At 66.1% G+C, this 20275-nt stretch carries 21 protein-coding genes; 9 read left to right on the forward strand and 12 right to left on the reverse strand.

Annotated elements, in window-relative coordinates; genetic code table 11:
• Positions 1–2: 2 nt before the first annotated feature.
• From AC23D6_RS08790 to AC23D6_RS08820, 7 genes are read right to left on the reverse strand one after another with little or no spacing between them, the layout of a single operon-like run.
• Complete coding sequence (locus AC23D6_RS08790) at positions 3–674, reverse strand: DUF2884 family protein (RefSeq protein ID WP_487752376.1); 672 nt, start codon at positions 672–674, stop codon at positions 3–5.
• A 15-nt stretch (positions 675–689) separates the two neighbouring features.
• Positions 690–1532 carry a DUF4097 family beta strand repeat-containing protein gene (locus AC23D6_RS08795; protein ID WP_487752377.1) on the reverse strand — a complete coding sequence of 281 codons (843 nt, stop codon included), beginning with the start codon at positions 1530–1532 and terminating at the stop codon, positions 690–692.
• 24 nt (positions 1533–1556) lie between these two features.
• A complete protein-coding gene (locus AC23D6_RS08800) occupies positions 1557–2213 on the reverse strand; it encodes a hypothetical protein (protein WP_487752378.1) in 657 nt (218 codons plus the stop codon).
• 59 nt (positions 2214–2272) lie between these two features.
• On the reverse strand, positions 2273–3271 hold the full coding sequence (locus tag AC23D6_RS08805; protein WP_487752379.1) for an ABC transporter permease: 999 nt from the start codon (positions 3269–3271) through the stop codon (positions 2273–2275).
• Positions 3268–4146 (reverse strand): ABC transporter ATP-binding protein, encoded by an 879-nt coding sequence (locus AC23D6_RS08810; RefSeq protein WP_487752380.1) that lies wholly within the window; start codon positions 4144–4146, stop codon positions 3268–3270. The genes AC23D6_RS08805 and AC23D6_RS08810 overlap by 4 nt, the downstream gene beginning before the upstream one ends.
• A complete protein-coding gene (locus AC23D6_RS08815) occupies positions 4146–4508 on the reverse strand; it encodes a GntR family transcriptional regulator (protein ID WP_093297801.1) in 363 nt (120 codons plus the stop codon). Before AC23D6_RS08815 ends, AC23D6_RS08810 begins: the two co-directional genes overlap by 1 nt.
• Positions 4509–4511: 3 nt before the next feature.
• Complete coding sequence (locus AC23D6_RS08820) at positions 4512–4772, reverse strand: hypothetical protein (protein ID WP_487752381.1); 261 nt, start codon at positions 4770–4772, stop codon at positions 4512–4514.
• A gap of 173 nt (positions 4773–4945) precedes the next feature.
• Between AC23D6_RS08820 and AC23D6_RS08825 the strand changes: the two genes are divergently transcribed.
• From AC23D6_RS08825 to AC23D6_RS08850, 6 genes are all read left to right on the forward strand, one after another.
• The gene (locus AC23D6_RS08825) at positions 4946–5461 is read left to right on the forward strand and encodes a glutathione peroxidase (protein WP_487752600.1); all 516 of its coding nucleotides are present in this window, start codon (positions 4946–4948) and stop codon (positions 5459–5461) included.
• Between the two features lie 84 nt (positions 5462–5545).
• The gene (locus AC23D6_RS08830; protein ID WP_487752382.1) at positions 5546–6481 is read left to right on the forward strand and encodes an FKBP-type peptidyl-prolyl cis-trans isomerase N-terminal domain-containing protein; all 936 of its coding nucleotides are present in this window, start codon (positions 5546–5548) and stop codon (positions 6479–6481) included.
• 43 nt (positions 6482–6524) lie between these two features.
• Complete coding sequence (locus AC23D6_RS08835; RefSeq protein WP_487752383.1) at positions 6525–7877, forward strand: UDP-glucose dehydrogenase family protein; 1353 nt, start codon at positions 6525–6527, stop codon at positions 7875–7877.
• Positions 7867–8103, forward strand: coding sequence for a SlyX family protein (locus tag AC23D6_RS08840; RefSeq protein WP_093486207.1), 237 nt, complete (start codon positions 7867–7869; stop codon positions 8101–8103). Before AC23D6_RS08835 ends, AC23D6_RS08840 begins: the two co-directional genes overlap by 11 nt.
• A gap of 37 nt (positions 8104–8140) precedes the next feature.
• On the forward strand, positions 8141–8764 hold the full coding sequence (locus tag AC23D6_RS08845; RefSeq protein ID WP_487752384.1) for a DUF2058 domain-containing protein: 624 nt from the start codon (positions 8141–8143) through the stop codon (positions 8762–8764).
• Positions 8761–9468 (forward strand): alpha/beta fold hydrolase, encoded by a 708-nt coding sequence (locus tag AC23D6_RS08850; protein WP_487752385.1) that lies wholly within the window; start codon positions 8761–8763, stop codon positions 9466–9468. Before AC23D6_RS08845 ends, AC23D6_RS08850 begins: the two co-directional genes overlap by 4 nt.
• A gap of 11 nt (positions 9469–9479) precedes the next feature.
• Here the strand turns inward: AC23D6_RS08850 and AC23D6_RS08855 are convergent, their stop codons facing one another.
• From AC23D6_RS08855 to AC23D6_RS08870, 4 genes are all read right to left on the reverse strand, one after another.
• The gene (locus tag AC23D6_RS08855; RefSeq protein ID WP_487752386.1) at positions 9480–10664 is read right to left on the reverse strand and encodes an MFS transporter; all 1185 of its coding nucleotides are present in this window, start codon (positions 10662–10664) and stop codon (positions 9480–9482) included.
• 114 nt (positions 10665–10778) lie between these two features.
• A complete protein-coding gene (metH, locus tag AC23D6_RS08860; RefSeq protein ID WP_487752387.1) occupies positions 10779–13466 on the reverse strand; it encodes a methionine synthase in 2688 nt (895 codons plus the stop codon).
• A complete protein-coding gene (locus tag AC23D6_RS08865) occupies positions 13463–14548 on the reverse strand; it encodes a homocysteine S-methyltransferase family protein (protein ID WP_487752388.1) in 1086 nt (361 codons plus the stop codon). Before AC23D6_RS08865 ends, metH begins: the two co-directional genes overlap by 4 nt.
• Positions 14545–15474 (reverse strand): ArsR/SmtB family transcription factor, encoded by a 930-nt coding sequence (locus tag AC23D6_RS08870; RefSeq protein WP_487752389.1) that lies wholly within the window; start codon positions 15472–15474, stop codon positions 14545–14547. Before AC23D6_RS08870 ends, AC23D6_RS08865 begins: the two co-directional genes overlap by 4 nt.
• A 78-nt stretch (positions 15475–15552) precedes the next feature.
• Here AC23D6_RS08870 and AC23D6_RS08875 point away from each other — a divergent pair, with 78 nt between their 5' ends.
• The gene (locus AC23D6_RS08875) at positions 15553–16752 is read left to right on the forward strand and encodes an acyl-CoA dehydrogenase family protein (RefSeq protein WP_487752390.1); all 1200 of its coding nucleotides are present in this window, start codon (positions 15553–15555) and stop codon (positions 16750–16752) included.
• Between the two features lie 165 nt (positions 16753–16917).
• Entirely contained in the window at positions 16918–18795 is a 1878-nt protein-coding gene (locus AC23D6_RS08880; protein WP_487752391.1) for a DUF885 domain-containing protein, read from the forward strand.
• A gap of 59 nt (positions 18796–18854) precedes the next feature.
• On the opposite strand, the gene AC23D6_RS08885 is transcribed toward AC23D6_RS08880, so the two are convergent.
• Positions 18855–19751 carry an NmrA family NAD(P)-binding protein gene (locus AC23D6_RS08885; protein WP_487752392.1) on the reverse strand — a complete coding sequence of 299 codons (897 nt, stop codon included), beginning with the start codon at positions 19749–19751 and terminating at the stop codon, positions 18855–18857.
• A 127-nt stretch (positions 19752–19878) separates the two neighbouring features.
• On the opposite strand from AC23D6_RS08885, the gene AC23D6_RS08890 reads away from it, so the two are divergent.
• On the forward strand, positions 19879–20262 hold the full coding sequence (locus AC23D6_RS08890; protein WP_487752393.1) for a winged helix-turn-helix transcriptional regulator: 384 nt from the start codon (positions 19879–19881) through the stop codon (positions 20260–20262).
• Positions 20263–20275 lie beyond the last annotated feature (13 nt).

The following is a 20275-nucleotide window of genomic DNA, read 5'->3' on the forward strand; positions in this document are numbered from 1 at the left end:
CGTCAGGGCTTGGCGGGCTCCGCGGCGGCTGCATCGGCTTCCGTCGCGGCATCCTTCGCGGTGCCGTCCTCGCCCTTGATCGCCTGACCGATGGCGTGGCCGACATCTTTGCCAGCCTCGTGGCTGCCGGTCTGATCGTTGCGGCAATCCTCGACATCGCCTTCGTCCATCGACGCATACGGCTGGAATGCCGGCAGGGCGGCCGCGAGATCCTGCTGTGCCTTGTACAGGCCAGACAGGCGATCGCAAATCTTCATCGCTTCGGCTTCCACCTTCTTGGTCTCGGCCTCGATTTCCTTGTCGATCTGATCCGGGTCGCCGCTGAAGATGCCCTTCACCGCAGCGCCGACAGCCTTGCCGGCCAGCTTGGCGCCTTCCTTGCCGGTGGCGATGCCGGCGTCGGCGATGCCGCTCAGTTCGCTGTGATAGGCGACCAACAGCGCGCGCTGCGCATCGCTGACGTCCACCTTCTTGCCGCCGATGGTGAAGTCGCCGGCGGCCGAGATTTCGGCTTGCGGATGCCCACTCGCGTTCAGCGTGAGCTTCTGGCCCCACAACGCGCGCGCGACGGCGACACCATCGCCGCTGTCGGCGTGCGGTACATCGTCGCGGCCCTTGCAGGCCGTCAGCAGGGCCAGCGAGAGCACGAAGGCAAACGGTGCGAATCGGATCATGGTCATTCCTGGGACTCAGTGCTGTTTCGGGAGATCGATGGCGCCCTTGACGCCTTCATGATGCACATCGCCGCTGCCGATGGAGCGCACCGTCAATGCGCCCGCGACGTTGCGGGCTTCCACGCCGCCGGAGCCGACCGACCCGACCACGACGTCGCCACCGACATCGCGAAGTTCGGCATCGCCAGAGCCGATCGAGCCGATCTCGACGCTGCCGCCGCCGCGTTGCAGGGTGAAGTCGCCCGAGCCGATGCTGCCGACATGCACCATGCCGCGCACGCCACGCGCGGTGACGTCGCCAGAACCGATGGAAATGACGCGTACCGCGCCGACATCGTCCAGTTCGATGTCGCCGGAACCGACCGACACCGCCGCCAGTCCGCGGATTCCGCGCGCGGCGACATCGCCGGACCCCACGTCCGCGCTCAGCACCGGCGCGCCGGCCACGACCGCATCGCCGGAGCCGACCTTGAGCTGCACGGGAAGGGTGTCGGGCAGGGTGACCGACAGGGTCTGGTAGGCGTAGGTGTTACCGAAGAACACGCCACTGAAGCGCCCCTCGCGCCAGACTCGCACCACCAGCTTGTCGCCGACGCGTTCCTGGGTCAGCTTCAGGCTGGGCAGCGCATCGGCCTGCGAGGCGCAGGCCTTGCCTTGAAGCGAGACGGCCGCGCCGGGCGAGGCATCGACTCGCAAGTCGTTGTTGGTGATGTCGAACACGATCGCCTTGGCGCCAGCCGTATCCAGCTTCAGTTGGCGCGGGGCGGAGTGCTTGCAGTGTTCGTCCTGCGCGAAAGCGGGCGCGGCCAGCAGCGCCGTGGCAAGGAACAGCAGGGAGAGGGTGGTCGGCAGGCGCATGCGGTGGTCTCCGTGTCGCGAGGATCAGAAGTTCCAGTCGGACTGGTTGGCGCAATCGTCCACGTCCGCCTGGTCCATGCTCGCGTAGGGCTTGAACTCCGGCACGGAGGCCGCGAGCGCTTGCTGCGCGGTGAGCAGGGCCGGCAGGCGACTGCAGAGCTGGTCGACCATCGGCTTGATCTTGGTCTTGGCTTCCGCCCCGACCTGCTTGCCGATCTCGTCGCCGGACTGCCCGGACAGCACGCCCTTGAGCGCGCTCGCCGCCGCGTCGATCCCGACTTTGGCGCCTTCCATGCCGATCGCCATGCCGTCGCCGACCACGGCGATCATCGCGCCGCGGTAGGCCAGCACCTTTTCTTTCTGCTCGGGCGTGGTGGCCACAGCCTTGCCTTCGATCAGCAGGTCGCCGGCTGGGGTGATCTCCGCCTTCGGCAGATGCTGGTTTTCGTTGCGGTTGAGGGTGAGGTTCTCGGTCGCCAGCTTGCCGCGCGCCGCATTGATCTCGCTCTGGGCCTTCTGCAGCTCCTGGCTGGCTTCGCCCAGGCCCTTGCGGGCTTCGTCCATCGCCTTCGCGGCGATGCCGGTGGGTGCATTGTCGTTCTTGTCCTGCGCCGGTTGGCAGGCCATCAGCGCGAGCGCGGCGACCAGAGGGAGCGTACGCAGGAAGGCAGTGCGGAGCATGGGGCGTCCTCGTGGGGGTGGAGAGAAGGTGGCGGCCGCAGCCGCCACCGGGTCCAGGCTTACTCGCTTTCGCGCCAGCGACGCAGATAGATCGCGCCGACAATCAGGGCAACGCCGATGACCGCACCGATCCAGATGTCGGCCGAGGCGAAGGCCTGCCAGCTGCGGGTCAGGTCGATGGCATTGGCCAGTTCGTCCGGCGAGTTGATTTCGGCGTGCGGATTGGCGGCGCCGCCCGACAAGGTGGGGAACCACGCACCCGGCACCACGCTCAGCAGGCCGCGGTAGACGACCGTGTACCAGACAAGGTCATGGCGGATGTTCAGGCCCGGCAGGATGTCGGTCATGCTGATGATCACGCACGCCAGCACCGGCACCAGCACGGCCCACAGGAACGGCTTGCTGCGCGCCCAGGCGGAGCAGAACATCAGCCAGCCGATCGCCGGCAGCGCCCAGAACACGTACACAGGCAGCGAGCTCAGCACACCGCCGATGACGCGCAGGGGATGCGAGTGGGTGAAGATCGCGCCGCCGGCCGGCAAGCCGTTGATGCTGATGGTCAGCGCCGAGATCAGCCACATGGACAAGCCGATCAGGATGCCGACGATCACCGCCAGCAGCGGCGCCAGGACCAGCGCCCATGCCAGCTTCGACAGCACCATGTGGGTGTCCGACACCGGCAGCGACTTCCAGAACAGGACACTGCGGTCGCGGCGGTCGTCGTACAGCGTGCCCAGCGCGTAGAAGAACACCACGAATGCCAGCACCACGCAGGCCAGGATCACGCCGCCCAGCAGCATGCCGTCGCCGATACCCCCGACGATCTGGTGCGCTTTTTCCGGCGCTTCATCGACGTTGAAGCCGCCGCCGTCCATGGAGCCGCGCGCGGCGATGCTACCGATGACGGCCAGGATCATGTTCAGCACCACGAAGATGCCGCCGGTGATCATGGGCGCCCAGAAGAACCCGCCGCGGTTCTCCCAGAACTCGCGCTTGACCAACCACGTGAACGCGCCCGGCTTGGAGGATTTGCCCAGTGTCGAAGTCACGGCGTTCATGCGTAGGTTCCTTTCATGATGGCGACGAACAGATCGGCCAGGCCAGGGGTTCGGGTTTCACCCAGCGCGGTGAGTTGCGCCTGCGGCACGCCGTCGAAGAGCAAGACGGTCTTGCCGAAGGGCAGCGCCCGCTCATCGATGGGCTTCAGGGTGCGCGCCTGGTCGGCTGCTTCCGGACTGCCGACGAGGACCTCGGTATAGCGCTCGGCGACTTCGTCCATCTGCGCGGTCAACACGATCTTGCCATCGCGGATGAACATCACGTCGGTGAGGATGTGTTCGATCTCTTCCACCTGGTGGGTGGTGACGATGATGGTCTTCTGCTCGTCGAAATAGTCTTCCAGCAGGCGCTGGTAGAACTGCTTGCGATACAGGATGTCCAGGCCCAGCGTGGGTTCGTCCAGTACCAGCAGCTTGGCGTCGATGGCCATCACCAGTGCCAGGTGCAACTGCACGATCATGCCCTTGGACATCTCGCGCACGCGCAGGTTGGGCTTGAGCTGGGTGTTGGCGATGAAGCGCTCGCACTTGGTGCGATCGAAGCGGGGGTGCACGCCTTCGACGAAGTCGATGGCTTCCTTGACTTTCATCCAGCGCGGCAGCACGGCTACGTCGGCGATGAAGCAGACATCCTTCATCAGTTCGTCGCGGTCCTTGCGCGGATCCAGGCCAAGCACCTTCAGCTGGCCCTCGAACGGCGTCAGCCCGAGGATGGCCTTCAAAGCGGTGGTCTTGCCAGCGCCGTTCGGACCGATCAGGCCGATGATCTTGCCCGCCTCGATCTCGAAGCTGGTGTTATCCAGCGCAAGCTTGTTCCTGTAGGCCTTGCGTAGACCGTGGGCGGTGACCACGGTGTTGGCGATTGCGGCATTCATCACTTGTTCCCCTTGGATTGCAGCAACTCTTCGATGGACAGGCCCAGGCGCTCGATGCGCTCGGCGACGGCCGGCCACTCTTCTGTCAGGAACCGCTCGCGCTCGCTGCCGCGCAGCTTCTTGGACGCTTCGTCGGTGACGAACATGCCCAGGCCGCGGCGCTTCTCCACCAGGGCCTCGTCGGCCAGTTCCTGGTAGGCGCGGGATACGGTGATCGGATTCAGCTGGTACTCCGCCGCCACCTGGCGCACGGAGGGCAGGGCGTCGCCCGGCTTGAGGATCCCGTCCAGCATCATGGCGATCACGCGGTCCTTCAGCTGGCGGTAGATGGGAGCGCCGTCGCTCCATTGGATGGACGTCATGGCTCAGCTCCTCGGACGCAGCGATTGGCCAAAGGAGAAGTAAGGCATGGCCAGCGAAGCCCGGGCCCGACGCTTGTGCTGCTGCGCCTCCGGGGTGCGATCATCGCCTCCGATCTCGCGGGCATCGGATTCCAGCGCGCTTACCAGCGCGGCGGAATCCGCCTCGGCCGTGCGGGCGCCGGTGACGGTCGCCAGCACCCCGATCGCCAGCAACAGGCCGCCGACGGCCAGGCTGGGCAAGGTGTGGGTCAGTTTCTGGTTCATGGCATCCCCCCCTGAGTTGGGTGAGTGGTGTTGTATTCAACTATAACACCAAAACACAGGCCGTCAACTGCCTTGTGGGGTTTTGTCACCCAACTGACGGCATACTTGTCATGTTCGTACTACCGGAGCGTCTCATGACACCCAAGTTATTGAAATCGTTTGCCTTTGTGGCCATGCTCGGGCTCGCCGCGTCGGCTTTGGCGGCCGGTTTGCTCGATGTCAGCTACCGTCCGCTGGGCGGAAAGACCCCCGTGAACCTGAAGGAAAAGTACACCGGGCAGGTGCTGCTGGTGGTCAATACGGCGAGCAAGTGCGGTTACACGCCTCAGTACGAGGGATTGGAAGCGCTGAACCAGCGATACGCGGCGAAGGGTTTCGCGGTGCTGGGCTTTCCTTCCAACGACTTCAGGGGCCAGGAGCCAGGCACGGAGAAGGAAATCCAGGAGTTCTGCACGCTCACTTATGGCGTGAAGTTCCCGATGTTCGAAAAGGTGTCCGTGATCGGTGAGAACGCCACGCCCTTGTACAAGTCGCTCACCCAGGCAACCGGCACCGCACCGGGATGGAACTTCCACAAGTACCTGATCTCCCGCGACGGACGCGTGGTGGCGAATTTCCCCAGCAAGATCAAGCCCGACGATCCCGCGCTGGTCGCGGCGATCGAGCGCGAACTGGCGGCGAAGCGCTGAGGTCTGCTGCCGTGCAGGGCGGCAGGCATGCCACAATAAGCAGTTAGCGCCATCTGCCCGGCGCAGGCTCCAGGAGTGAGAAGGATGAAGCGGTCGGTCCGCGGCATTGCCGCGTTGTTGGGAATCTCGTTTTCGATGCTGGGAGGCAGCGTGTCCGCACAGGAAAAAACCACGCTGACCACCGAGCGCGACAAGGTCAGCTACGCCATCGGCGTGGACGTCGGCAGCTCGCTGCAGCCCGTGGGTCCGTTCCTCGACACCGCCGCGTTCGAACGCGCGATCGTCAACACCTTCGCCGGCAAGCCGCCGCTCATCACGGAGCAGGAAGCGCAAGCCACCGACCAGTTGCTGCGCGTGAACCTGGCCGTGGCCGACGGCCAGCCGATCCCCGGCATGCCGCCGGGCAGCACGCCGCCGCCGGTCGACAAGACGAAGGTCGGCCTGTTCCTCGGCACGTACGTCGTCGGTCCGTCGCTGCTGCCGTTCAAGGACGAAGTCGATCCGTCCGTGCTCGCGCAGGCCGTGCGCGCGGTGGCAGGCAAGGACGGCACGCCGTTGATGACGGCGGAACAGGCGCAGGCCGAGATGAAGGCGTACCTGGCCAAGCGCCAGGCTGGCGTCGCCCAGCGCAACCGTGACGAGGGTGCGAAATTCCTCGCCGAGAACAAGAGCAAGCCCGGCGTGATCACCACCCCGTCGGGCCTGCAGTACATGGTGCTGCGCCAGGGCAATGGCCAGCGTCCGATGGCGACCAGCCGCGTGCGCGTCAATTACGAGGGCAAGCTGCTCAATGGCGACGTCTTCGACAGTTCGTACGCGCGTGGCCAGCCGGCTGAATTCCCGCTCAATGGCGTGATCGCGGGCTGGACCGAGGGCGTCTCGCTGATGCCGGTCGGTGCGAAATACCGCTTCTGGATCCCGTCCGGGCTGGCATACGGCGCGAATGGCGCGCCGGGCGGCAAGATCGGTCCGGATGCGACGCTCACGTTTGACGTGGAGTTGATGGGCATCCTGCAATAGTCGTCGGTTGTAATAGCCACGACTGGGTCCAGGAGGCCGCCGCATGCGAGTTGCCATTTTCGGCACGGGTTACGTTGGGTTGGTGACGGGCACATGCCTGGCGGAAGTCGGACATGACGTGGTCTGCGTCGATATCGATCCGGCCAAGGTCGATGGTCTGAACCAGGGTGTCGTGCCGATCTACGAGCCTGGCCTGTCGCCGATGGTGAAGGCCAACCATGCAGCGGGCCGCCTCAACTTCACGACGGATGCTGCAGCGGCCATCGCGCACGGCGACGTGCTCTTCATCGCCGTGGGCACGCCGCCGGACGAAGACGGCAGCGCGGATCTGCAGTACGTGCTGGCCGTGGCGCGTACCATCGGCCGCCACATCGAAGGTCCCTGCACCGTGGTGAACAAGTCCACGGTGCCGGTCGGCACCGCGGACAAGGTCAAGGCTACGATCGAGGCCGAACTGGCGTCGCGCGGCGTCGACGTGGCCTTCGACGTCGTGTCCAACCCCGAATTCCTGAAGGAAGGCGACGCGGTCAACGACTGCATGCGGCCGGACCGCATCATCATCGGTGCCGCGCGCCCGCAGGCGGTGGACAAGTTGCGCCGGCTGTACGCGCCGTTCAACCGCAACCACGAACGCATCGTGGTGATGGACGTACGTTCGGCCGAGCTGACGAAGTATGCGGCCAACGCGATGCTGGCCACGAAGATCAGCTTCATGAACGAGATCGCCAATATCGCCGAGCGCGTGGGCGCCGACGTGGAGCACGTGCGGCAGGGCATCGGTTCCGACCCGCGTATCGGCTGGCACTTCATCTACCCGGGCGCCGGCTACGGCGGCTCGTGTTTCCCGAAGGACGTGCAGGCGCTGGCCAAGACCGCGCAGCAATACGGTTACGCGCCGGCGTTGCTGCAGGCGGTGGAAGGCGTCAACGAACGTCAGAAGGGCCATCTGTTCGAACTTATCCAGCGTCATTACGACCGGGGCGAGGACGAAGGGGTGCGCGGCAAGACGTTCGCCGTGTGGGGCCTGGCGTTCAAGCCCAACACTGACGACATGCGCGAGGCGAGCAGTCGCCGCTTGCTGGCCGAACTCTGGGAAGCCGGTGCCCGTGTCCGCGCCTACGACCCCGAGGCCCGCGAAGAGGCCGGCCGCATCTTCGGCGAGCGCGATGACCTGGTGTTGTGCGACGACGCCCGTGCCGCGCTGGAAGGCGCCGATGCGCTGGTGGTGGTGACGGAGTGGAAGCAGTTCCGCAGCCCCGATTTCGCACGGCTGCGCGCGACGCTGGCCGATGCGGTGGTCTTCGACGGCCGCAACCTTTACGATCCCGGCGAAGTCGAAGCCGCGGGCGTCGCCTATTACGGGATTGGACGAGGGAGATCGGTGCATGCAGGCTGACCTGCCGCTGCAGCGCGACGCGCTGGAGCATCGCCTGGTGGAACTGGAAACGCGCCTGGCGTTCCAGGAGCACGCGCTGGGTGAACTGAGCGAGGCCCTGGCCGACGCACGGGCCGAGAACCAGCGCACCGCGCTGCTGCTGCGGCACATGGTGGAAGAACTGGGCAAGGTGCGGTCCTCATTGTTCGAGGACCCCGCCAACGAGCCGCCGCCGCCCCATTATTGATACGCTGTCGCGCAGTACGTCCCCACTTGAAAGACCGATGAGCGATTCCCTCCGCGACCAGCTGCTGGGCCTGGGCTTCAAGCCCGCGCCCAAGCCCGAACGCAAGCCCGACGCACGCAAACCCGGCCCGAGGCCGCCCGGCAACGGCGCACCGCCGCCACGTGACGGGCAGGCCAGCAAGCCGCGCCCGTCCCACGCACAGGGCCAGGCCCAGGCGCGCAAGCCGCGTTCGCAGGAAGACATCGACCTCGCGAAGGCGTACGCCATCCGTGCGCAGCGCGAGAAGGACGAGCGGATCGAAGCCGAGCGCGTGAAGCAGCAAGAAGCGCGCCTGCGTCGCGAGGCGAAGGCCAAGCTCGAGGCTTTCCTCAAGGACAAGGCGTTGAATGACGCCGAGGCCGACATCGCGCGGCACTTCCCCTACGGTGGCAAGATCAAGCGCATCTATGTCAATGCGGACCAGTTGAAGGCGCTCAATGCCGGCGACCTGGGCGTGGTGCAGCAGAACGGGCGCTATGTACTCGTCACGTCCGCCGTTTTGGCCGAAGCCGAAGCCATCTTCGCGCCCGCCGTGGCCCTGAAGGTCGACCCGAACGCGGCCGCCGAAGACGATCCCTACGCCGATCCGCAGTACCAGGTGCCTGACGACCTGGTGTGGTGAGCCCGTCGGGCGACCGCATGCGCCTCTGCCTGTTGCCGGGCCTTGACGGAACGGGTCGCTTGTATGGGCCGCTGATCGAGGCGCTCGGTGCAGACACGGCCGTCGAGCCCTGGACATACGACAGCACCCGTTTCGAAGGCTATGCCGCGTTGGCGGATGCGTGGGAGCCGGCGATCCTGCGCCACGACGGTGTCGTGCTGGTGGCAGAATCCTTTGCTGGACCGTTGGCCGTGGTGCTGGCGCATCGGCATCCGGAACGCGTCAAGGCGCTGGTCCTCGCGGCAACGTTCGTGCATCGCCCGTTACCCGCCAGTGGCGTATGCGCGCACGTGCTGCAGCGGGCACCGGCCATCGTGCCCCCGTTGTTCGTACTCGAGCGCATGCTGGCGGCGAAAGGATTGCCGCCGCCATTGCGCAAGGAACTCGATGGTGTCCTGGATGCCATGTCGTTCGAGGTGTTGCGCCGCCGTGCGCTCGCGGCGCTGCGTGTCGACGTGCGCATAGAACTGGCGGGCCTACCGACGCCTATCCTTTACCTGCAGGGGCGGCACGACCGCTTGATCTGGCCACACGCGGGTCGGGAGGTACTGCGGTTGGCGCGGAACGCCCGATTGGAGCGCATCAAGGCGCCCCATTTCCTGTTCCAGCTTGCCCCGGTGGAGGCGGCCGCGGCGATCCGGCGTTTTCTCGGCTCGCTCGGCTGAATCGAGAAGCGTCAGGTGACGGCCGACGTCGACGGACGGACCAGCCATCGCCAGACGATCATGGCTGCAAGCAAGGCGATGGCCGACGACGCGAAGAAGGCGATCTCGCCACCGAAGCGCCAGAGCTGCCCGGCGAGCAGGGCGCCGCAGACGCCGCCGACGCCTGACGACACGCCGTAGAACACGCCCTGGCCGTGGCCGTTGAGGCGGCCCGGGAAGAAGCGCACCAGCAGCTGCATCGCGGCGGCGAAGAACGCGCCGAAGTTGAGCGCGTGGGTCAACTGCGCCAGCACCATCACCGGTGTGTTGTCCGGGAACAGGGCGGTCACCAACCAGCGGATCGAGGCGCTGAGCAAGGCCAGCATCAGCACGCGGGTGGCGTCCCAGCGGCGGAAGATCCGGCTGGAAAGGAAGAACACCACGATCTCGGCGAGCACGCCCACGGTCCACAACATGCCCTGCGTGCCGGTGCTGTAGCCGTGCTCGGACAGGTAGATCGAAAAGAACGTGTAGAACGGCCCGAACGAGATCTGGGTGAGGAAGGCTGCGACGAAGAAGGCGATGACGCGGGGTTGTCGCAGTCGCGCACGGAAGCCGTCATCGGCGGCGTTGCGGCGGACATCCGGTTCGTGCGCGTAGCGATTGGCCAGCGCGGAGCCCAGCACCGCGGCCAGTACCGGCAGCATCAGCCACGGCAGGGCGTCGACGCCCAATCGACGCGCGTCGATCAGCCAGCCGAATGAGGCGACGACCACGATGAAACCGATCGAGCCCCAGACGCGGATCAATCCGTATCGGTCGCTGCGCGTCGCCAGGTGCGACATCGTGATCGATTCGAACTGTGGCATCACCGCGTTGTAGGCAAAGCAGAACGCCGCCATCACCGCGAAGAGACCAACGTAACCCCATGGCAGCAGGAACAGGGCGAAGCTGCCGACCGCGAGCGCGCAGCCCAGGTGCAGCCAGCGGATCGGGTGCGGTGAGCGTGCCGCCAATGTCGTCCACAGCGAAGGCGAGACAATGCGCGTGGCGTACCACAGGCTCATCAGCACGCTGATCGCGGCGACGCTCAACCCGCGTGATTCGAGGTACAGGCTCCAGTACGGCGTGAACGCGCCCAGCGTGGCGTAGTAGAAGAAATAGAAGCTGGACAGTCGGGCCGCGGGATACCCCGAAGCGCCCGTCGACGTGCTCACGGCGCGCGCCCCGTCGTCGCCACGCAGGACGCCATCAGGACCGGGCGGGGTGGAAGAGGCGGCGTCACGGCAGGACCACAGGAGAGGTGGCGCATTCTAGCCGGGAGCGCGGCCTCAGTCGGGATCGTAGTCCAGGTTCGACGCCAGCCAGCGCTCGACCTGGGCGACGTCCACGCCCTTGCGCCGGGCATAGTCGGCCACCTGTTCCTTGGAGACGCGTCCGACGACGAAATACTGGCTCTGCGGGTGGCTGAAGTAGTAGCCGGACACCGCAGCCGTGGGCAGCATCGCGAAGCTCTCCGTCAGCGACATGCCCGCGTTCGCGCCCGCATCGAGCAGGCGGAACAGCGTGCCCTTTTCGCTGTGCTCGGGGCAGGCCGGGTAACCCGGCGCCGGCCGGATGCCGACGTACTTCTCGGCGATCAGCGCGTCGTTGTCGAGCGCTTCATCCGCGACGTAGCCCCAGAACTCGGTACGCACACGCTGGTGCAGCCGTTCGGCCAACGCTTCGGCCAGGCGGTCGGCCAGCGCCTTCAGCAGGATCGCGTTGTAGTCATCGTGGTCGGCCTCGAAGCGCGCCACGTGCGCCTCGATGCCGATGCCCGCAGTGACGGCGAACATGCCGATCCAGTCCTGTCGGCCGGAATCCTTCGGCGCGATGAAATCGGCCAGGCAGAAATCAGGGCGTTCCACCGGCTTGTCGACTTGCTGGCGCAGGAAGTGCAATCGCTCGGTGCGGCCTTCGTGCGTCAGTTCGACGTCGTCGCCCACGCTGTTCGCCGGCCACAGGCCGAATACCGCCTTCGCCGTCAGCCATTTCTCGTCGATGATCTTCGCCAGCATCGCCCGCGCATCCCGGTACAACTCGCTGGCCTGCGCGCCGACAACCTCGTCGGTCAGGATCGCCGGATATTTGCCGAACAGTTCCCAAGCGTTGAAGAACGGCGTCCAGTCGATGCAGTCCACCAGCTCATCCAGCGGGTAGTCGTCGAATACGTGCAGCCCCGGCTGGTGCGGCGCGGGCGGCGCATAGTCGGCCCATCTGCCATCGAACTTCTGTGCGCGTGCCTTCTCCAGCGACACCAGGCGCTTGGCGTCGCCCCGGTTCTTGTGGCGCTCGCGGATCTCGGCGTAGTCGGCGTCGTTGGCGGCGACGAAGGCGGCGCGCATGTCGCGGGAGATCAGCGATTGGGCGACGCCAACGGCGCGCGAAGCATCCTTCACCCAGACGGTCGGCGCCTGATAATGCGGGTCGATCTTCAGCGCGGTGTGCGCGCGCGACGTGGTGGCGCCACCGATCAGCAATGGGGTGTCGAAGCCTTGGCGCTGCATTTCGCGCGCCACATGGGTCATCTCCTCCAGCGACGGCGTGATCAGGCCGGACAGGCCGATCAGGTCGGCGTTCTCGGCGCGGGCGGTGTCCAGGATCTTCTGCGTGGGCACCATGACGCCCAGGTCGACGACGTCGAAGTTGTTACAGGCCAGGACCACGCCGACGATGTTCTTGCCGATGTCGTGCACGTCGCCCTTGACCGTGGCCATGACGATCTTTCCGTTGGATTTCCCGACGTCGCCGGTACGCAGCTTTTCTTCTTCGATGAAGGGCAGCAGGTAGGCGACCGCCTTCTTCATCACGCGAGCGGACTTCACTACCTGGGGCAGGAACATCTTGCCGGCGCCGAACAGGTCGCCGACCACGTTCATGCCGTCCATCAGCGGGCCCTCGATGACGTCCAGCGGACGCGCGGCCAGCTGGCGCGCCTCCTCGGTGTCCTCGTCGACGAAGGCGTCGATGCCGTGCACCAGCGCATGCGCCAGGCGCTCGCGCACCGGTTTCTCGCGCCAGGCCAGGTTCTCGACCGGCGCTTCGCCCTTCTTGCCCTTGTAGCGGTCGGCGATCTCCAGCAATCGCTCGGTGGCGTCCTTGCGGCGGTTGAGGATCACATCCTCCACGCGCTCGCGCAGTTCGGCGTCGAGATCGTCGTAGACCGGCAGGCCGCCGGCATTGACGATGCCCATGTCCATGCCGGCCTGGATGGCGTGGTACAGGAACACCGAGTGGATGGCCGCGCGCACCGGCTCGTTGCCGCGGAACGAGAACGACACGTTCGAGACGCCACCGGACACGTGGCAGTGCGGCAGCGTCCGCTTGATGATGCGGGTGGCCTCGATGAAGTCCACCGCGTAGTTGTCGTGCTCTTCGATGCCCGTGGCGACGGCGAAGATGTTGGGGTCGAAGATGATGTCTTCCGGCGGGAAGCCTACCTCTTCGGTGAGGATACGGTAGGCGCGCGTGCAGATCTCGACCTTGCGCGCGCAGGTGTCCGCCTGGCCGGTCTCGTCGAAAGCCATGACCACCGCCGCCGCGCCGTAGCGCAGTACCTTGCGGGCGTGTTCGACGAAGGCTTCTTCGCCTTCCTTCAGCGAGATCGAGTTGACCACACCCTTGCCCTGGAGGCACTTCAGGCCGGCCTCGATCACGCTCCACTTGGACGAGTCCACCATCACCGGGATGCGCGCGATGTCGGGTTCGGAGGCGATCAGGTTGAGGAAGCGGACCATCGCCTTCTCGGAGTCGATCAGCCCTTCGTCCATGTTCACGTCGAGGATCTGGGCGCCGTTGGCGACCTGCTGGCGGGCGACCTCGACGGCTTCCTCGTAGCGTTCTTCCTTGATCAGCTTGCGGAACTGCGCGCTGCCGGTGACGTTGGTGCGTTCGCCGACGTTGACGAACAGCAGGTCGGGCGTGATGACCAGCGGCTCCAGGCCCGACAGGCGGGTGTGACGGGCGGGTGCGCTCACGCGGCCTGCTCCAGCGCTGCACCGAGGCGCCGCGGCGGCACACCGGCGACGGCCTCGGCGATCGCCTTGATGTGCGCGGGCGTGGTGCCGCAGCAGCCACCCACCAGGTTGAGCAGGCCGGACTGGGCGAATTCCTTCAGCGTGGCGGCCATTTCTTCCGGCGTCTCGTCGTACTCGCCGAAGGCATTGGGCAGACCGGCGTTCGGATGCGCGCTGACATAGGCATCGGCAACCGTGGCCAGGGTATCGACGTGCTCGCGCAGGTCCTTCGCGCCAAGCGCGCAATTCAGGCCGACCGACAATGGGCGGCTGTGCGCGACCGAGGTGTAGAACGCCTCTGCGGTCTGGCCCGACAGCGTACGGCCCGAGGCGTCGGTGATGGTGCCGGAGATCATGACCGGCAGGCGGCCGCCGCGCGCATCGAAGACTTCCTCGATCGCGTAGAGGGCGGCCTTCGCGTTGAGCGTATCGAAGATCGTTTCCACCATCAGCGTATCGGCGCCGCCGTCGATCAGGCCTTCGATGGCCTCGCGGTAGGTGCGGCGCAGCTCGTCGAAGCTGGTGTTGCGGAAGCCCGGGTCATTGACGTCGGGGCTGATGGAAGCGGTGCGGCTGGTCGGGCCGAGCACACCGATGACGAAGCGCGGCTTGTCCGGCGTCTTGGCCTCGGCGGCATCGCAGCATGCGCGCGCGACGTGGGCGCCGGCCTTGTTGAGCTCGTATACCAGGTGTTCCAGGTGGTAATCGGCCTGGCTGACCGAGGTCGCGTTGAAGGTGTTGGTCTCGACCAGGTCGGCACCGGCCTCCAGGTAGGCGGTATGCACGCCGGCAATCACCTCCGGCTTGGTCAGCAGCAACAGATCGTTGTTGCCCTTGAGGTCGTGGTCGCAGCCCGGGCCGTGTTCGTGCGTGTGATGCGCATCGCAGCCATTCGCGAAACGTTCGCCGCGATAGTCGGCTTCCTGCAGGCCATGGCGCTGGATCATCGTGCCCATGGCGCCGTCGATGATCAGGATGCGTTCTTCGAGGGCCTTGAGCAGCAGCGCGGCGCGGGTGGGGTGCAACCAGGGAAGGGTCTTCATGGCTTCTGGGCGGTCAGCGACAGCACTTCGAAATGGGGCGGGCGGCGTTCACGGGTGACCGTTTCGGCATTGGCGATCTCCAGCCCGGCCTTCTCGGCGAACCTGCGCAGTTCCTTTTCCGAGAAGCCCAGGTTGACGTGGCCATAGGCTTCCACCACGGAACGATGCTCATGCTTGCCCAGGCTGCTGAGCAGCAGGCGGCCGCCCCGGCGCAATACGCGCGCCGCTTCCGACACGGCCTGCGCGGGCTTGGTGGAGTAGGTGAGCGCATGCATCAGCACGACCAGGTCGAAACTGGCGTCCTTGAACGGCAGCGCATGCATATCCCCTTCGCGCACTTCCACGTTGGGGAAACGGCGAAGGCGCTCGCCGGCGGCCGCCACCACGCGGGCGCTGGTATCGATGCAGACGTAGCGGTTGGCGTGCGGTGAGAGCAGTTCCGCCAGCACGCCGTCACCGGAGGCGATGTCGAGGACGTCGCCGGTCTCCAGCAGGGGCAGGGCGGTACGCGCCAGTGCTTCCCAGGTGCGCCCCGGCGAGTAGTGGCGCTCCATATCGCCGGCCACGCTGTCGGCCCAGTTCTGGTCCGCGGCGCGGTTGGCGAGCACGCTGGCCACGCGCTCGGCATCCTGGCGCAGCAGCGGGTCGTCGCTGCCGTCGCGCAGGCTGCGCCAGAGTTCGCGCTGGACGGTGTCGAGGTTGTCCTCGTCGAAACGGTAGTAGGCCGACACCCCGGCGCGGCGGTCCCGCACCAGGCCCGCTTCCTTCAGCTTGGCCAAATGGGTGGAGACCCGCGGCTGTGCCAGCTGGGTGATGGCGGACAGTTCGGCCACGGTCAGCTCCTCCCGCGCCAGCAGGGCCAGCAGGCGGACACGGGTGGCGTCGGCAAAGACCTTCAGCCGGGTCGACCAGGCTTCCAGATCCATAAATATCTTCCTATCGCGATATAGAGATATTTTGACGGCCTGCCATGGGCTGGGTCAACCCTTGGCATACGGCCGCGGATGGTCGCGGGTTACAATTGGTATTCAAAATTTGCTTGCCGAGGGGTAGCCGTGGATTTCGCGTTTAACGAAGAGCAGTTGATGATCCAGGACGTCGCGCGCCGGATCGCCCAGGAGAAGATCGCCCCCAGTGCCGAGCACCACGACAAGACGGGTGAATTTCCGCTGGAGAACATCCGCCTGCTCGGCGAGAACGGCCTGATGGGCATCGAAGTGCCGGCCGAGTACGGCGGCGCCGGCATGGACCCGATCGCCTATGTGCTGGCGATGATCGAGATCGCCGCCGGCGACGCCGCCCATTCGACCATCGTGTCGGTCAACAACTCGCTGTTCTGCAACGGCATCCTGACCTTCGGTATGGAGGAGCAGAAGCAGAAATACGTGCGCGCCATCGCCGAAGGCCGCGAGATCGGTGCGTTCGCGCTGACCGAGCCGCAGTCCGGCTCCGACGCCACCGCGATGCGCTGCCGCGCCGTGAAGCAGGCCGACGGCAGCTTCGTCGTCAACGGCAAGAAGAGCTGGATCACCTCCGGCCCGGTGGCCAAGTACATCGTGCTGTTCGCGATGAGCGAGCCGGACAAGGGTGCGCGTGGGATCACCGCGTTCCTGATCGATACCGCCAAGGCGGGCTTCCATCGCGGCAAGACCGAACCGAAGCTCGGCATCCGCGCGTCGGCGACCTGCGAGATCGAGTTCACCGACTACGTGGTGGGCCCGGAAGACGTGCTGGGCAAGGAAGGCGAGGGCTTCAAGATCGCGATGGGCGTGCTGGATGCCGGCCGCATCGGCATCGCCAGCCAGGCCATCGGCATCGCGCGCGCGGCCTACGAGGCGACGATTGCGTACGTGAAGGAGCGCAAGGCCTTCGGTGCGCCGATCGGCACCTTCCAGATGACCCAGGCCAAGATCGCCGACATGAAGTGCAGGCTGGACGCCGCCACGCTGCTGACATTGCGCGCGGCGTGGGTGAAGGGCCAGGGCCAGCGTTTCAGCAACGAAGCGGCCATCGCCAAGCTCACCGCCTCCGAATCGGCCATGTGGATCACCCATCAGGCCCTGCAGATCCACGGCGGGATGGGGTATTCGAAGGAAATGCCGATCGAGCGTTACTTCCGCGACGCGAAGATCACCGAGATCTATGAAGGCACCAGCGAGATCCAGCGCCTGGTGATCGCCCGCAACGAGACCGGCCTGCGCTGAAGTCTCGTCCGGTCGGGGAAAGGACGCCGCCACAGGGCGGCGTTCTTCGTTCTGGGACACGTGCATACGCGACCCCCGTCTTTGGTCATGGGACCGGAGGCCGGGCGGTCCGCTAGAGTGGCCTGATGCGGGGTTCTGTCCCCCGTTTTCCTCCTGGAGACCCCGATGCGCAAAACCCTGATCGTCTGTGCCCTCACCCTGGCCCTCGCCGCCTGCGACAAGGGCAATGCCCCGGCTGCCGGCGCCACTCCCGATGCGGCCGCTCCGGCAGCGTCCGCTGCCGACATCGCCGCCGAGAGCAAGCGGCTGAACGAGTGGTTCGACAAGAAGTACGAGGAGCAACTGAAGTTCAGCCCCATCCAGCTGACGTTCCAGGGCCGCAAGGACCTGTACGACCAGGTCGACGACATGTCAGAGAAAGCGACGCGCGACCAGGTCGCGTGGCAGAAGGCCAGCGTCGAGGAAATGGAGAAGACGTTCGACTACGCCAAGCTCGACGACGAGGCGAAGCTCTCCTACGACCTGTGGAAGCTGCAGTACGAGAACGCCCGCGACGGCCTGCCGTTCATGGTGGATGGGTACGCGTTCGATCAGATGAACGGCGCGCAGGGCTTCTGGCCGACGTTCCTGATCAGCTTCCACAAGGTCGACGAGGAATCCGACTACACCGCCTACGTTGCGCGCATCACGGCCACCGGCCGCGCGTTCGACCAGTTGCTGGAGCGTGCTCGCGCCTCGGCCGGGCAGGGCATCCGTCCGCCCAAGTTCGCGTACGAAGGCGTCATCGACCAGGCGAAGAAGGTCATCACCGGTGCGCCGTTCTCGGCCGGTAAGGACGCGGCCATCTGGGCCGATGCGCAGGCCAAGGCCGACGGGCTGGTGAAGGCGGGCAAGATCGACGCCGCCCGCGCCGCCGCGCTGAAGGAAGAAGCCCGCAAGGCGCTGCTGGAGCAGTTCAAGCCGGCGTATGACCGCGTGATCGCGTGGAGCGAGGAAGAGCTGCCGAAGGCCGCGGTGAACGCCACGGGCGTGGGCGGTACCCATCCGAACGGCAAGGCGTACTACGAGTACCAGCTGCGCCAGATGACCACCACCGGCATGACCGCCGACGAGATCCATGCGCTCGGCCTGAAGGAAGTGGAGCGCATCAAGGGCGAGATGACCGCGCTGAAGGACAAGGTCGGCTTCAAGGGTGACCTGGATGCCTTCTTCGCTTTCATCGACAGCGACAAGCAGTTCAAGTACCCGAACACCGATGCCGGCCGCCAGGCTTACATCGACGACGCCACGCGCGCGATCGATAACATCAAGAAGGTGCTGCCCGAGTACTTCGGCCTGAAGCCGAAGGCCGATCTCGTCGTGAAGCGCGTCGAAGCCTTCCGTGAGCAGGACGGTGCCGCGCAGCACTATTACCCTGGCACGCCGGACGGTTCGCGCCCGGGCGTGTACTACGCGCACCTGTCCGACATGAACGCGATGCCGAAGCCGGAGCTGGAAGTCATCGCGTACCACGAGGGCATTCCCGGCCACCACATGCAGATCTCCATCGCGCAGGAGCTGACGGGCGTGCCGAAGTTCCGCACCCAGTACGGCGTCACCGCGTACGCGGAAGGCTGGGGCCTGTACGCGGAATGGCTGGCGAAGGAAATGCCGGGTACCTACCAGGATCCGTATTCCGAATTCGGCCGCCTGAGCTCGGAGATGTGGCGCGCGATCCGCCTGGTGGTCGACACCGGCCTGCATGCCAAGGGCTGGACCGAAGAGCAGGCCGTGGAGTACTTCGACGCCAACAGCGCTGTGCCGCGCGCGGCGATCGAGTCGGAAGTGAAGCGCTACCTGATCATGCCGGGCCAGGCGACCGCCTATAAGGTCGGCATGATCAAGATCCAGGACCTGCGCAAGAAGGCCGAGGCCGAGCTGGGCGACAAGTTCGACATCAAGGGCTTCCACGACACCGTGCTGGGTGGCGGCGCACTGCCGCTGACGTTGCTGGAGCGTCGCGTGGACCAGTGGATCGCGAAGGAAAAGGCCAAGCAGGCCTGAGGCGTTCCTCAGAGCAACACAGAGAACCCCGGCTTCGGCCGGGGTTCTTGTTTGTGCGATCAGTGCGGGGTCGTCAGCAGCGCGAGATGCCCGGGCAGCCAAGCGTCGAACGTTGACGGCGCATCGCCGGTCAGCGCGGTGAAGTCGTCCGTCACTTCGCCCAGGTCGCCCGTGGCAGTCGCGACGTCGAACGAAGTGAAAACATCCGCCAGCACCGGCGGGAAGCCATGCCCGCGCAGCCCGTCGGCCAACTGCTCGGGCGTCACGCCGACTACGGCTAACGGCTTTCCGGTCGCGGCGGCGACCTTGGTGGCGATATCGCGTGCGGTCAACGCCTGTGTGCCGGTCAGCGTGAAGATACGGTTGTCGCTGCTGTCGGCTGCCAGGGCGACGGCAGCGGCACGGGCCAGGTCGTCACGGACGATGTAGGCGATGCCGCCTTCGCCCGCAGCCGTGACCCACTCGCCGGAGGCCAACGCCGACGGCAGCGTGTAGGCCAGGTTCTCGGCATACCAGGCATTGCGCAGGAAGGTCCAACCGAGGCCGGACGCGGCTAGCGCCTGCTCGGTGCCGAGATGATCGGGCGCGAACGACACATGCGACGTGGCGGGCGAGGGGAGTGAGGTGTAAACGACGTGCTTCACGCCGGCCTCGGCCGCGGCCTGGACCGCGGCGCGGTGCTGCACCAGGCGCTTGCCCGGCTCCAGCAAGGCGTCAGTGCTCACCAGCAGAAGGCGGTCGGCACCACGGAACGCATCGGCCAGCGTGCCGGGCTGGTCGAAGTCGGCAGCGCGCACGGTCACGCCTTGCGCGGCGAGGTCGGCTAGTGCATCAGGTTTCCGGCTGGTGGCGATGATGCGGGCTGGCGGGACGTGGAGGGTGTCCAGCAAATGGCGCACAACGGCGCGGCCGAGGTGGCCGGAGGCGCCGGTGACGAGCAGGGTGGGGGCGGACATGGGAACTCCTTGGCTTGGTAACGGAAAGGACATTGGTTACCCTATGGTAGTAATGGCTTTCGCGCCCACAAGCAGGGCGTTGGAAGTAACCCGGTTACCGCGCGGTAACCGATGCCGGAGCCCGAGCATGACCCTGCACCGCCAATCCCTGATCCTCGTGGAAAACTGCCCGATCCGCGACGTCCTGGACCGCCTCGGCGATCGCTGGACGGTACTCGTCCTGCACGAGTTGGCGATGGGAACGCTGCGCTTCTCCGAGATCCGCAAGCGCGTCGCCGACATCTCGCCGCGCATGCTCGCGCAGACGCTGCGGCACTTGGAGCAGGATGGCCTGGTCAGTCGTGCGGTCTTCCCGACGGTACCGCCGCGGGTCGACTATGCGCTGACGAAGCTCGGCGAATCGTTCTTCGAGCGCGTGGAGATGCTGGCGCAGTGGGCATCGGATCACCACGACGAAGTCCGCGCCGCGCGCAGGGCTTATGTGGCGCCGGCGGCCAATGCGCCGAAGTAGGCGCATGAAAAAA

Source organism: Pseudoxanthomonas sp. G3 (assembly GCF_057654715.1).